At 60.9% G+C, this 12,841-nt stretch carries 12 protein-coding genes; 3 read left to right on the top strand and 9 right to left on the bottom strand.

The genetic code is table 11. The annotated features are described in order from the left end of the window. The coding region (locus NKH23_RS32255) for a calcium-binding protein (RefSeq protein WP_353036419.1) at positions 1-1,405 on the top strand (1,405 nt) is incomplete at its 5' end. A 1,114-nt stretch (positions 1,406-2,519) separates the two neighbouring features. Further along, positions 2,520-4,292 (top strand): calcium-binding protein, encoded by a 1,773-nt coding sequence (locus tag NKH23_RS32250; RefSeq protein ID WP_353036417.1) that lies wholly within the window; start codon positions 2,520-2,522, stop codon positions 4,290-4,292. A 160-nt stretch (positions 4,293-4,452) separates the two neighbouring features. Here NKH23_RS32250 and NKH23_RS32245 read toward each other — a convergent pair whose 3' ends face one another. Both NKH23_RS32245 and NKH23_RS32240 read right to left on the bottom strand, forming a co-directional pair. Next, positions 4,453-5,436 (bottom strand): aldo/keto reductase, encoded by a 984-nt coding sequence (locus tag NKH23_RS32245; protein WP_352916984.1) that lies wholly within the window; start codon positions 5,434-5,436, stop codon positions 4,453-4,455. A 10-nt stretch (positions 5,437-5,446) separates the two neighbouring features. Beyond that, entirely contained in the window at positions 5,447-5,602 is a 156-nt protein-coding gene (locus NKH23_RS32240) for a YjiS-like domain-containing protein (RefSeq protein WP_352467081.1), read from the bottom strand. Between the two features lie 225 nt (positions 5,603-5,827). Here NKH23_RS32240 and NKH23_RS32235 point away from each other — a divergent pair, with 225 nt between their 5' ends. After that, complete coding sequence (locus tag NKH23_RS32235) at positions 5,828-6,697, top strand: LysR family transcriptional regulator (RefSeq protein WP_352916986.1); 870 nt, start codon at positions 5,828-5,830, stop codon at positions 6,695-6,697. A 358-nt stretch (positions 6,698-7,055) separates the two neighbouring features. Here NKH23_RS32235 and NKH23_RS32230 read toward each other — a convergent pair whose 3' ends face one another. From NKH23_RS32230 to NKH23_RS32200, 7 genes are all read right to left on the bottom strand, one after another. Further along, entirely contained in the window at positions 7,056-7,871 is an 816-nt protein-coding gene (locus NKH23_RS32230; protein WP_352979837.1) for an MBL fold metallo-hydrolase, read from the bottom strand. Positions 7,872-7,968: 97 nt separating this feature from the next. Beyond that, a complete protein-coding gene (locus tag NKH23_RS32225) occupies positions 7,969-8,271 on the bottom strand; it encodes a YdeI/OmpD-associated family protein (protein ID WP_353036415.1) in 303 nt (100 codons plus the stop codon). Positions 8,272-8,317: 46 nt separating this feature from the next. Beyond that, positions 8,318-9,112, bottom strand: a complete 795-nt coding sequence (locus NKH23_RS32220) for a helix-turn-helix domain-containing protein (RefSeq protein ID WP_352916989.1) — start codon at positions 9,110-9,112, stop codon at positions 8,318-8,320. Positions 9,113-9,187: 75 nt separating this feature from the next. Continuing rightward, positions 9,188-9,532, bottom strand: a complete 345-nt coding sequence (locus tag NKH23_RS32215; RefSeq protein ID WP_352721406.1) for a hypothetical protein — start codon at positions 9,530-9,532, stop codon at positions 9,188-9,190. A gap of 144 nt (positions 9,533-9,676) precedes the next feature. Further along, positions 9,677-10,447, bottom strand: a complete 771-nt coding sequence (locus NKH23_RS32210; protein WP_352916991.1) for a type 1 glutamine amidotransferase domain-containing protein — start codon at positions 10,445-10,447, stop codon at positions 9,677-9,679. Continuing rightward, on the bottom strand, positions 10,444-11,943 hold the full coding sequence (locus NKH23_RS32205) for an aldehyde dehydrogenase family protein (protein ID WP_352916993.1): 1,500 nt from the start codon (positions 11,941-11,943) through the stop codon (positions 10,444-10,446). The genes NKH23_RS32210 and NKH23_RS32205 overlap by 4 nt, the downstream gene beginning before the upstream one ends. After that, the gene (locus tag NKH23_RS32200; RefSeq protein ID WP_352979835.1) at positions 11,940-12,581 is read right to left on the bottom strand and encodes an NADPH-dependent F420 reductase; all 642 of its coding nucleotides are present in this window, start codon (positions 12,579-12,581) and stop codon (positions 11,940-11,942) included. The genes NKH23_RS32205 and NKH23_RS32200 overlap by 4 nt, the downstream gene beginning before the upstream one ends. Between the last annotated feature and the right edge of the window lie 260 nt (positions 12,582-12,841).

Here is a 12,841-nt window from a genome sequence, read left to right as displayed (position 1 = left end):
CGGCACCAGCGGTGACGATGTGTTCCACGGCGCCGGCGGCCACACGATGATCGGCTATGGCGGCAATGACACTTATTATGTCGAGGATGTCCGCGATAAGGAGATTGAGGCGGCGGGCGGCGGTGCCGACAAAGTGTTCGCGTCAGTAAGTCATGCGCTTGCGGCCGGCTCCGAGATCGAGCTTCTCGCCACCAACAGCCCGTCCGGCACGACGGCGATCAACCTGACCGGCAATGCGTTCGCCCAGACCATCCAGGGCAATGCCGGCGCCAATGTCATCAACGGCCTCGGCGGCGCCGACATGATGAGCGGCTATGGTGGCAACGACACCTATTATGTCGACAATGCTGCCGACAAAGTGGTCGAGGCCGCTGGCGGCGGCTCCGACAAGGTGCTTGCCTCGGTGAGCTATGTCCTTTCGGCTGGCTCGCAGGTCGAGCTTCTTGCGACCACGAACCCCTCCGGTACGGCCGCAATCAATCTCACCGGCAACGAGTTCACCCAGACCATCCAGGGCAATGCCGGCGCCAATGTCATCAACGGCGGACACGGCGCGGACACCATGATCGGTTATGGCGGCAACGACACCTATTATGTCGACAATGCCGGCGACAAAGCGATCGAGGCGGTAGGCGGTGGCACCGACAAGGTGATCACTTCGATGAGCCATGCGCTTGCCGCCAGCTCGCAGATCGAGCTTCTCGCCACCAGCAACCCGTCCGGCACAGCGCCGATCCACCTCAACGGCAACGAGTTCGCCCAGACCATCCAAGGTAATGCCGGTAGCAATGTCTTCAATGGCCTCGGTGGTGCCGACACGATGGTCGGCTATGGCGGCAACGACAGCTACTATGTCGACAATGTCGGCGACCGAGTGATCGAGGCGGTAGGCGGCGGTCGCGACAACATAGCCACCACGGTGAGCTATGCGCTTGCGGCCGGCTCGGAGGTCGAGCTTCTCGCTACGAGGTACCCCTCCGCCACCACGGCAATCAACCTAACCGGCAACGAGCTTAACCAAGCCATCCTGGGCAATGCCGGCGCCAATGTAATCAACGGCGGACGAGGTGCCGACATCTTGACCGGTAACGGAGGCAATGATGCATTCGTGTTCAACAGCGCTCTTGGGGCCGGCAATATCGACAGGATCACCGACTTCAACAAGCTCCAGGACAAGATCCAACTCGACGACGCGGTTTTTGCCGGGCTTAAGCTGGGTGGCCTTTCATCCGATGCTTTCTTTGCTGGCACGGCCGCGCATGACAGCTCCGACCATATAATCTACAACAGCTCAACCGGGGCGCTGTCTTTCGACAGCGACGGGATCGGTGGCGCAGCTCAAATACAGTTCGCCACTCTCTCTCCAGGTCTGTCGCTTGCAGCAGGTTCGTTTCTCGTGATCTGAACGACCCGGAACGGCGGACCTTCTGCTCGAGCCGGTCCGCCGTTCCGTCTTTGTTCAAGCACCGGATTTTTCCAAAGGGGGTGCCCATTCGGGCTGATGCTCAACCTTGTCACCCAGCGGGTTCGCTAGCAGGGCATCATTGAAGGGTGGCTTGAATCTGCCCGTCACCGAGTTTACTCGGCGCGGTTCTCGACCGCTTCCGTGCCTTGAACGGCTAGTGAATCTCAGTGAAATAGAAGCTCATCGCACGGTGCATGACGAAGCAAAACGGCTTCGCGAGTAATCTGGTATGCACTTTCTCGTCTCTTTACTCTTATTCTTACTCTTATTCGATTCTTCTCGGCAACGAACGGTCAGATCCCATCTGAACCTGGAATCGAGTACCAGATCCCGAGGCCGCTATCAGATCCTCTGCGCAATAGCGGCCATAGCTTCGCAAACCGCCCCTTCGCAGATCAGGGATAGATAAATCGGGAATGCCAATTACCTGAGCGCGAGAGCAGGGACCAGGCACCGCAACCCCGGCAGTCATTCGGCAGTTGTCCCTCGCTCATAAACGTCGGCCGAACAGTTTTTTACGTCGCTTAAGTCTTCCTCATGAGCGAGTGCGGCAGGCGCTCCGACTGGGAACCGCCCCTATTCTCACCTTGAGCGGTTTCCTACATTGATTTGATCTCGATCACGGAGATCTGCCGACCGATATAAGATGATGAGCGCAGATGCCTACGAATTGTCCACAACTAATTGCTTACGGCAGTGAGACTGCGGAGCGGCTTGGCTCTTAAGTTAACGTCTGTCTTATTTTCATCTCGTAAGGTAAATTTATAAATCAAAACAAACCAATAATGTAACGTCCCCGTAATACAAAAGGTCATGAGTTGCGAATCTACAGCTGCTTCAAAATAAAGTCGCGATTCCGCCGGGATTGTGACCTCAGAAAGCGATAAATTTCTTGTCTACAATCGGTTTTGCCAAAATAAGCCACAATGCGTGCAGCATTTCTACAAACGCTCAATGATTCTATCAACGGGTGTCTGTATGTGATTTGGCGCTAATATACACCCTCTAGTAGGTAGGCCTCGGGCGCTATCGAACGAGAAAAAAGGAATATTGGATGGCAACTCTGCACTACACCTCGGGTGGTTCCGCCACCGAAATTGCAACCGCCGGCTTCAATTTGGCCGACGTTCAATATGCTAGCCAGGTTAACGCATTGCCGGATGGCATGAAGGGCCTGGTCTATCTCAATGAGCATGAGGGCGTGACCTCATCCTTCATCGAGAAAATGACCCCCTTCCTTGGCAATCCGAACGTGTTTGGGTTCTATCTTGTTGACGAGCCCGATCCCACCGGCAGGTGGGGCACCTACGCAACCGCCGAGAACCTGAAGGCGGAATCCGACTGGATCCATGAGCATTTTCCAGGCGCCAAGACCTTCATCACCATGATGAACATGGGATCCCCGACCAATCCGGATTTTACGAACACCTACAATCCGGCCAACACGCATATCGACTATTTCGGCATAGACCCGTATCCGGTGCGCACGGGAACGGACACGGTCGACTACGACATGATCGATCGAGCCGTGGCTGCAGCGGTGAAATCCGGCATCCCGGCTAACAACATCGTTCCGGTCTATCAGGCCTTCGGCGGCGGTAACTGGGAGACTTCCGACGGCGGAAGACAGGTCATGCCCACCCCCGAACAGATGCAAACCATGATCGATCATTGGGCCGCACTGGTGCCGACGCCCGGCTTCGACTACACCTATAAATGGGGAACGCAGAACGGCGACACCGCGCTTGAAAGCTCGTCCGAACTGCAAGCCGTTTTCCGGGAGCACAACCTCGCTACCACCGGAGCCGAACATTCCGACACCACCACCAGCGACGGCAGCGCTACCGCGACACCCCCTTCCGACGCCGCCACCAGCGATAGCACTTCGACTGTGACTGCCCCTTCCCATGACGCCACCGGCGACAGCACTTCGACTGCGACGGCCCCTTCCCACGCCACCAGCGACGCCAGTGCTGCCGCGACGCCCCCTTCCGACACCGCCACCAGCGATAGCACTTCGACTGTGACAGCCCCTTCCCACGCCACCAGCGACGCTAGTGCTACCGCGACACCCCCTTCCGACACCGCCACCAGCGAAAGCAGTTCGACTGTGACTGCCCCTTCCCATGACGCCACCGGCGACAGCACTTCGACTCCGACCGCTGCTTCCGGCGCTACGACCAGCGATGGCAGTGATAGCAAGACCGCGCTTTCGCACCTCCTCGCTGGCAATAGCAGTTCGACGGACACCGCCGCCTCCGGCGCCACCACCAGCGATGGCAGTGATAGCAAGACCGCGCTTTCGCACCTCCTCGCCGGCGACGGCAGTACGACGGACACCAACCACGATAATGCCGGCGACAAGGTAAGCGAGGACGGCGGCGTTGGCCGCCTGTTGGCTGCGTTGAGCCATTCTCTTTCGGCGGGCTCGGAGCTTCTCCCGACCAACGACCCATCCGACAAGACGGCTACCAGCCTGATCCGCCACGGGTTCGCGCAAACCGTCCAGCCCGATGAAAATGTCGGCGCCCAGGCAAAGAACGGCGCCGCCGCCGAGATCATGTCCGGTCACGGAGGCAACGATGCCTTCGACTTCAGCAAGCTCCAGGACAAGCTCCACCTCGATCAAGCCGCTCTTACCGAGCTTAAGTCGGGTGGGCTTTCTTTGCATGCTTCCCCTGCTGATACGGCCACCGATGATGGTTCCCACCACATCATCTTTGACAGCTCAACCGGGTCGCTCTCTCTCGACAGCGACGCGGTCGACGGCGCAGCTCAAGCGCAGCTCGCCACCCATCTTCCGTGGCAGCACCACTCTTTGATCTAAAAACCGGAGCGGCGGACCTTCGACTCGAGTCGTGTCCGCCGCTCCGTCTTTGTTCAATTGCGCCACGGAAGCTTGACCAAGGAAGATGCGATACCGGCGGACATCCGACAGATCGAAGTTGGCCGCTTATCGCCAATGCGAATTTCGGATTCGCCACACTCTAAGCAGTCTCGGCAATTTTCAGCACGGTGTCGATCTCGGCCATCACCGCTGCCGGCAGCGGCCCTTTTTCCAGCGCGCCGAGATTGTCCTCGACCTGCTCGGGCCGCGTGAAGCCGGGAACCGGCAGGGCGATTGCCGACTTGGCGAGTATCCAGCCGAGCGCGCCCTGCGCAAGCGTGCGACCGCCCGAGGTGAGCAGGTCGCGGATTGCCGAGAGCCTTGACAGATAGTGCGGGTTGGCGGCGCCATCCCTGAAAAACACCATCCATTCGGCATTCCCGCCGCGCACATCGTTGGTGGGCAGCCGCATGGCCGGCGTGTATTTGCCGGTGAGCAGCCCCATTGCCAGCGGCAGCCGGCTGAACGAGACGAGGTTCTCGCGCGCCGCAACGGCCATCAGCTCGTTCGCCGGGGTAAACACATTGAAGTCGTTCTCTACGGCGACGAACCCCTCGCGCGGCGCGTAGGCGGCAAGCCTTTCGCGGTGATCGGTGCTCCAGCCGAAGCCGCCGATCTTGCCCTCCTGGCGCAACAGGCCGAGCGTATCGAACACCTCGCCGGCGCGCTCGATCGTATACTCGTTGATATGTAGCAGCACGACGTCGATACAATCGCGCTGCAGGCGCTGCCGCGAATTGTCGATCGATGTCCGGATCGCCGCGGCAGAGGCATCCTCGGGTGCGATCTTGCGCGTTTCGGGATCGCCGAAATAGCCGACCTTGGTGACGATGACGGCTTCGTCCTTACCCTTCAACGCCCGCCCGAGGATCAGTTCGGCATTGCCGGCGCCATAGGCGGCAGCCGTGTCGAACACCCGCGCCCCGATCTCATAGGCCATCGCCAGCGCGGCTTGCGACCTGACATCGTCGACCTCGCCATAGACTGTCGCCGTGTCACGCCAGCGCGCGGGGCCACCCGCCGCCCAGGTGCCGATGCCGATGCGCGGTACCGAGCGGCCATCCCAAAGCATCATCATCTGCATGCCCGGTTCCTCAACGACGCAAGCTGGCGCGGCGGGCACGCTCGCGGATCTCTTCGCGAGAAATGCCGGCATCCGCCAGTGTGCTGTCCCGGGCCTGCCTCAAGCTCGCAAGCGTCTGGCGATAGGCAATCCAGCGGGCGAAACGGTATCGAAGTTCATCCAACATGATCGTCTCCTTTGGCCCGCAGAATGCCCGCGCGCCTGGGTTGATCGAAAGCGCAAAGCATCTGCGCCAATCGCATGCGCGATCGAAAGGGTTGAGTTCGCTTCTTGGCCAGCCGAGGCGCTTGTCACGCCCCGCCAGGCAGGATTGTCCAACGCCTCCATACTTGCGCGTGGTGCTCGCTTCGCGCTACAGCCACGGTCGCAAGGAGTTTTTCATTTCTGCAAAATGGATATCGGCTGGGACGATCTCAGGTTGTTTCTCGACGTTGCGCGGCTGGGTGGCTTGAGCGCAGCGACGGGAACCACGCGCCTCAGCGCAGCCACCCTTGGACGACGCGTCACCGCGCTCGAAAAGCAGATCGGCGAACCTCTGTTCGTGCGCCAGCAGACCGGCTATCGGCTGACCCCGGTCGGGGAAGAACTGCTGCGGCGCGCCGAAGACGTCGAGGCGGCAATGCAGTCGCTGACCCGCTGGCGCGAGGGAAATCTGCCCGACCGCATTGTCCGCATCTCGGCCGGGCCATGGACCTCGGCCTTCGTTTCCGCCCATATCGGCGAGATCTGGACGGTCGATGACGGCATAAGGGTGGAGCTTGTCACCACCACCGACCGGGTCGACATCGGCCGGCGTGCCGCCGACATCGGTATCCGCAGCAAGCGCCCGACCGAGCAGTGGCTGGCCGGCCGTCAGAGCGGCAAGGTCGCCCACGCCATTTATTCCGGACGCCACCTGATCAACGGCATCGCCGCCGGATTGTTCGTCGGCGTCACCGGCGAAGGCGCAAACATTGCCTCGGCACGCTGGCTGCAAGCCCATCACGGCGACCGCATCGCCGTACGCGGCAACAACACCCATTCGGTGCGTGAACTGGTGGCCGCCGGCGCCGGCCTTTCGGTCTTTCCGTGTTTCGTCGGTGACGGCGATCCGCGGCTGGTTCGCGTCGCTCAGCCTATCCCCGAACTCGAAACCGACCAATGGATCGTCACCCATCACGAGGAACGTCACTCCCCGCCGGTACGGAAAGTCGCCGACCGGATCGCCGCCTTGATGCGGGCGCACCAGCCGCTGTTTCGCGGCGAGACGCCGATCCGGTAAGCCTCAGGCGTCGATCGGCCGCCAGTGGATCAAGAATACTTTGGTGGGCCGGACGATGTGCCGCTGCCGTTGATTTAATTGATTTTTTTCGTGTGCCAAAATCAGAAACCTTTCCGTATAGTTCCGCGACAATCAACCAGTCGAACATATGGCGCACTTGAGGACGACAAACCCGTGAAGGTGACGTAAGAGCTTTCGGCTGCGGTGCATCGGGGGCTGGTCACATATGCTGAAGTCCTGCGCTGGAGCCAGGCAAAGACGTCTCCGGTCCCATAAGGCCCATTCCTCCGTGATAGAGCACTTCATGGCCAGGGATCGAGGTTTAGCCAAGGCATGGCGCGACAGGAAAGATGCGGTATCACTCTGAACGCGGCGGCATCGCTCGAGCCGGCTCATAGCCGTATGCTTCGCCCTGACGCACCACGCGACCGATGCCCGGCCAGCCAAGGTGCGCGCCGGCGATCCACGTCCCCGCCTCGGCCGCGTCACTGAAAACCTTTAGGCGGGTTGTGCGCGCGGTCAGCTGATCGTCGTCATAGCCCCAACTGAACGCGGGATTGCCGAACTGCAAGGCCGGCACATGAACGATGTCCCCGAAGAATAGGAAACGGTCCTCGTCCGTGTCGAACGCGTAGCCGGTATGACCGGCAGCATGACCGGGCAGGGCGACCGCCCTCAATCGCTCACCCACCTGGTCGCCATTCTGGACGGGCTTCAGCAGGGGCCGGAACTGCGCAAGTTGCGCGTAAGCGAAAAAGCCCTCCACAGCCGCCTCGGGAATTACGATCGCCTTCAAGTTTGGAAAGAGCACTCGGCCGTCGGGGGTCAAAAGTCCGTGCACATGATCCTGATGGGCGTGGGTGAGCGCCAAGACCGTGATCGAAGCCGGGTCGATCTTGGCTTCCGCCATGGCCTGCTCAAGACACCCCACTGTCGGGGCCCAACCCCCTCCTCCGCTGTCGATCAGAACGCCGTCAACGCCTGGACCTGCGAGCGCGAAGCAATTGACAGACAGGCGAAGCGCCCCTGCCTGCGCAGCTTGCGGCACCGGATTGTCCTGCGGGTCCCGCAGAAGGTCTGCCGGCATCTCGATGTAACCGTCCGAGAGCGACCAGACGCGCCACCTTCCCGACGTGCTACCGAGCACGTTGTTGGTCTGCGATGTCACGATCATAAGGCCACCTGCCGCAAACGAAAATGGAGGATAGGTTCGATTATCACTATTGGCTCTCTGCATCCTCTGCGCAAAAGCGCGGGGAAACCGATGAAGATTAATCCGGAAAGCACCCGATCTCGATAAGCCACGGATTGGAAAATGATCGTTGACCGATCTGGAAGCTTCGCGGCGATGCCAGCTCTTGTTGCATGCCCATGTAGATTCCTCCCTTCGTAAGCTCGTCAATCATCTGATTTATGCGCTTTCGGCGTGTTTCCGGGTGACGGGCGCGCTCGATCCAATGCAAGTAATCATTACGCTGATAGGGAGGCCGTTGCTTGAAAGCAGGCATCAGATTTGCGGCCTCGAGCTCTGCACGCAAACTGTCGGGCATTTTAGCCAACGGACGTTTCAGCAAATCACGTCTCCGCCATTCGAATCCTGATGCTGAAATAGATCACAAGTCAGCCCTCGCGCCTGCGAGACCGCAGCCGGCCTGGCGACAGCCCTTTCAATCGGGTCACGACGCGATTCATATGGGCCTGGTGAGTGAAACCCGCGTGCTGAGCAATCTCGGCCAGCGGCAGATCGCTATTTTCCAAAAGCTCGACCGCGCGATCAACGCGGCGGCGTAAAATGAATTGATGTACCGGCAATTGCGTCGCCTCGCGAAAGGCGGCGGTGAAGGCGCGTCGTGGCATTCCCGCGATTCCGGCAAGATGGTCGATCGACACCCCCTTTTCCAGATCGCCGTCAATCGCAGCGAGAACCCGGTCGAACCGCTGCGAGGTTAGGACCGGAGACTTCTGCTGCCGCTGACGTGCATGCCCGAGACGGAGCAGGTTCGCGAAAACCAGGCCCAGCGTCCATTCGCGGACGATGGAGTTGGCTGGCGGGTCGCCTTCGAGGCGTCGGCACAACTCGGCCACCAGCGAATCGCGTATCGGTCGATCGGTCAGGATTACCAGGTCCTCGGGGGTCCCACCTGCGGAGACCAGGAGCCTTGACGCCAGAGCGGAGTCAACGGTGATCATCGTCAGCTCGCGCGGCTCCTCGATCTTGAACCGCGTGGCACGCTCAGGAAGGCTGAGCAGCAGGTCGCCGGGGCGGGTGAAGACGCGCCGCAGCCCGCGGCCAAGATCGATCTCTGCATAGGATGAACCGCTGCGAATCACACGCAGCTGAACGACTCCGGCCGGCGCATGGCGATAGTCGCCGGCAGGAAAGAACAACCTCTTTGCACTTGCCGCGGTCACCATCGTTGTACCGGGCGTCCGGACGCAAGTTCCTGCAGGACTTCGATGATCGATCGCCGCATCCTCGATCCTTGACGTCTACACTTTGGCCCGTTTGAATGGTCCACCAGGCGCATCGTTTGCCAGCGCAGTCAGTTCACCAATCCGGGGCACAAAGATGTTGTGCAGTGTCTGGATCATAATGGTCATTTCACGCTGAATTTGCAGTTCCTGTGCGGCGGGAAACAATGTGTCCTGCAAGAAGAGTTCCAGGCCTGCCTTGTCGTCCCATATCTCGATGATGCGATAGCCATCGTCGGTGGCATGCGCGATGTGCTGGTAGATGCCGCCAGCCGGCCGTTTCTCCACGCCGATCCGATCGAGGATGCGGCTATAATCTTCGGCCGTCAGGCCGGCAATATCAAGTGTCGTCACTACGGCCATGGTTCATCCTCGCTGCTGATAGTGGTTGTTTGACGTGGAGTTCTTGGACGGACCCCGGATCCTATTGGGCCGATGTCGTTTGGCATCGCCGTCCTGACGGCGAGTTTGACTCTCGAACTTCACCGAAGGAGCGGCCTTTGGTCCTCAGCCACCGAGCGCCTCGATGACAAGACGGGCGGTAGCCGCTCCGGAGAAGTTCTGCTGGCCGGTGATCAAATTGCCGTCGCGCACGGCAAAATCGCGCCACAGCCCGGCCTGAACATAATTCGCGCCGAGCGCACGCATCTCATCCTCGATCCGCCATGGCATCAGATGCGTACCGTGCGGCAGCGCGCCCATCTCCCAGACGGCATTATCGGCGAAGTCTTCCTCGACATTGGCGAAACCGGTAACAGTGCGCCCTTTGGCCAGCAGCTCGCCGGTTGAGAGGCGCGCGTAGCGCAGCAGCGCGACGCCATGACACAAGGCGGCCGCGACCTTGCCGGCCACGAAAAAGTTGACGAACAGCCGCTGCAACTCGGTTGCGCCTTCGAAGGTGAACATCGGCGCCTGGCCGCCAGCGACGACGATCGCGTCGAACGCGTCGACCGACAGCTCTGCGATGGGCCGGGTCGTCTCCACCAGCGCCGCCAGTTTCGGCGTCGACAGGAAACCGAGCGAGATCAGATCCGTATCCGAATAGCCGGACGGATCGCGCGGATCGCTCAACGCATCCGCCTCGCATTTGCCGCCCTCAGGCGAGAAGATCGCGACTTCGTATCCGCGCTCGGTGAAGGCGAGCCAGGGATGAGTTAACTCGCTCCACCAAAACCCGACCGGCCAGCCTGTGGTGGTTGAAACAGCCGGGTTTGAAAGGACCATCGCGACGCGTTTGGGATGCCGCGGGTCGAGTGGGTTGGAATCGCGCACGCTCATCGCGCCAACTCGACTGGTTCGCCAAGATTCGCCCAAATCGTCTTGTATTGGGTGTAGCTTTCCCATGCCTCGCGGCCCTGCTCGCGGCCATAGCCGCTCATCTTGAAGCCGCCGAACGGCGCATTAGGATGGTATTTGTGCCAGCAGTTCAGCCAGACCGTGCCTGCCTTGATCCGGTCGGCGAGCCGCAAGGCGCGGCCGAGATCGCCGGTCTGGATGCCCGAGGCGAGCCCGTAGCTGGTGTCGTTGGCGATCCGGATCGCGTCCTCCTCGCTGTCGAATGGAATCACCGGCAGGACGGGGCCGAAAATCTCTTCGCGCGATATCCTTAGGTCTTTGGTCGCATCGGCGAAGATGGTCGGCTCGATGAAGAGGCCCTTGCCGTTGACCTGGCGGGTGCCGCCGCCCGCGGTCAGTCGCGCGGTGTGCTTGCCCTCTTCGACATAGCTCAAGACCTTGTCATACTCGCCGCGCGACGCGATCGGCCCGATCATGGTCGCAGGGTCCAGCGGATCGCCGAGCGTCGCCGACTTCGCCATGGCGCTCAGCTTCTCGACAACCTCGTCATAGCAGGCGCGTTCGACCAGCAGGCGCGATCCGGCGACGCAGACCTCGCCCTTGTTCCAGAAGATGCCCCAGAAGGCTGCCTGTATCGCGGCATCGATATCGGCATCGGCAAAAACGATATTGGGACTCTTGCCGCCGAGCTCCATGGTCAGGTGTTTCATCGTCCCGGCACCGTTGCGCATGATGCCCTGGCCGACGGCGGTCGACCCGGTGAAGGCGATCTTGTCGACGCGGGCATCGTTGACCAGCGCGTCGCCGATGGTGCCGCCCGGCCCGGTGAGGAGATTGTAGACGCCTGGCGGCACGCCCGCGTCGAGGATGACTTGCGCCAGGGCGAGGGCCGTCAGGGGCGTGTCGGTCGCAGGCTTGTGAACGACCGTGTTACCCGCCGCGAGTGCCGGCGCGATTTTCGAACAGGACAGCGCGAGGGGAAAATTGAACGGGGTGATCGCAGCGACCACGCCGAGCGGCTCACGCCGCGTCAGGATCCTGATATTTGGTTCGTAGCTGGTACGATAGGCGCCGTCCATCGCGCTCATGGCGAGCCCGCCGTGAAAGCGGAACAGTCCCGAGCAGTGCGGCATGATGATATCGCGGAAATCGCGATAGGGCATACCCATATCCATCGCCTCGCGCACCGCGAAATCCTCGGCGCGCTCGTCCATCAGATCGGCGATGCGAAACAGGATCTTGGCACGCTCCTCATGATGCGTCCGCGCCCAGGGTCCTTGCTCGAAAGCCCGCTGCGCGGCCGCGACGGCATCGCTCGTATCGGTGACGCCCGCCTTCGCAATATTGGTGATCGCCGCCTCCGTGGTCGGATCAAAAGTCGTCGAAGTCTCGCCACTGACGGCATCGCGCCATTGGCCATCGATCAGCAGACGTCCTACTGGAATCGCCTTGCGCCGCGCGGGTAGATAATCAGTCATGAACCGGTTCCGTCCTGTCGAATGAGATTGAAGGAAATTGTCGGCCCCATCCCGCGCCGATAGGCGAGCTGGACCAATAGCAGCATCATCGGCTCGATCAGGCGCGAGGCCGTGAGATCGCCGACATCGACCGGCATTGTCGGTAGATCGGCGAGAAGCCGGCAAACCGCCGCCTTGGCATCAGCGTCATTGCCGGCGACATAGCTCATCACCGGATCGCCGTTGAGACGCGGATCATCCCTGTCAAGCAATTCGGCAAAGGTCGGAATGCACTTGACGACAAGCGCGCCCCGCGCGCGCCTCTGAACCTCCTCGCCTACAGACGTCGTAGTGCCTAGCAGCATCGTGGAAAGGTCAGGCGCGACTGCATTGGTATTGTCCCAGACGATCTTGCCCGACAAATCGCCAAGCGCGCCCATCACCAACTCGAGAGCCGGCCATGGCGTCGCCAGGGCAATTACGTCGGCCCATCTTGCTACTTCGTCAGGGGCACCGAAGCCAACATGGAGGGTTGCCGCGATTGCGCGCAACTTGCCTTCGTCACGACTGAAGCTGAGGCGAATTTCGTGCCCGGCGAGGCCAAGACGTTTCGCCAAGGCCTTCCCGAGCGAGCCTGGTCCGATGATCGCAACTTTCACAACTGCCTCCCGACACGCGATCGGGCTTGCCTAGCATCATTGCAGTCGCGCTTATTTCACGAATTGCCCTTGCACGATCGGGCGCACTCGTCACATGGGTCGGCGCCAATTGGCATCCGGATCCGCCGCGCGCTCACGCCCTCCCCGAACGTGTCCCTACTGGGCGTGTATGTGGGCCACCATAGAGGATGGTGCCATCAGCGGAGGTCCCCAGGGCACAAGGCTCACATTGGTGACGCTAGATTTTCTTTGCCTAATCT

Source organism: Mesorhizobium sp. M1328, assembly GCF_040318075.1.
GTDB lineage: Bacteria > Pseudomonadota > Alphaproteobacteria > Rhizobiales > Rhizobiaceae > Mesorhizobium.
The sequence above is the reverse complement of the archived record's forward strand: the minus strand, read 5'-3'. Positions and strand labels throughout refer to the sequence as shown.

Bases quoted from the DNA above. Each gene is read 5' to 3' on its own strand.
- NKH23_RS32210 (WP_352916991.1), bottom strand. From the start codon at position 10,447: ATGAGCGTGCGCGATTCCAACCCACTCGACCCGCGGCATCCCAAACGC.
- NKH23_RS32240 (WP_352467081.1), bottom strand. From the start codon at position 5,602: ATGTTGGATGAACTTCGATACCGTTTCGCCCGCTGGATTGCCTATCGC.
- NKH23_RS32220 (WP_352916989.1), bottom strand. From the start codon at position 9,112: ATGGTGACCGCGGCAAGTGCAAAGAGGTTGTTCTTTCCTGCCGGCGAC.
- NKH23_RS32205 (WP_352916993.1), bottom strand. From the start codon at position 11,943: ATGACTGATTATCTACCCGCGCGGCGCAAGGCGATTCCAGTAGGACGT.
- NKH23_RS32245 (WP_352916984.1), bottom strand. From the start codon at position 5,436: ATGCAGATGATGATGCTTTGGGATGGCCGCTCGGTACCGCGCATCGGC.
- NKH23_RS32235 (WP_352916986.1), top strand. From the start codon at position 5,828: ATGGATATCGGCTGGGACGATCTCAGGTTGTTTCTCGACGTTGCGCGG.
- NKH23_RS32215 (WP_352721406.1), bottom strand. From the start codon at position 9,532: ATGGCCGTAGTGACGACACTTGATATTGCCGGCCTGACGGCCGAAGAT.
- NKH23_RS32230 (WP_352979837.1), bottom strand. From the start codon at position 7,871: ATGATCGTGACATCGCAGACCAACAACGTGCTCGGTAGCACGTCGGGA.
- NKH23_RS32250 (WP_353036417.1), top strand. From the start codon at position 2,520: ATGGCAACTCTGCACTACACCTCGGGTGGTTCCGCCACCGAAATTGCA.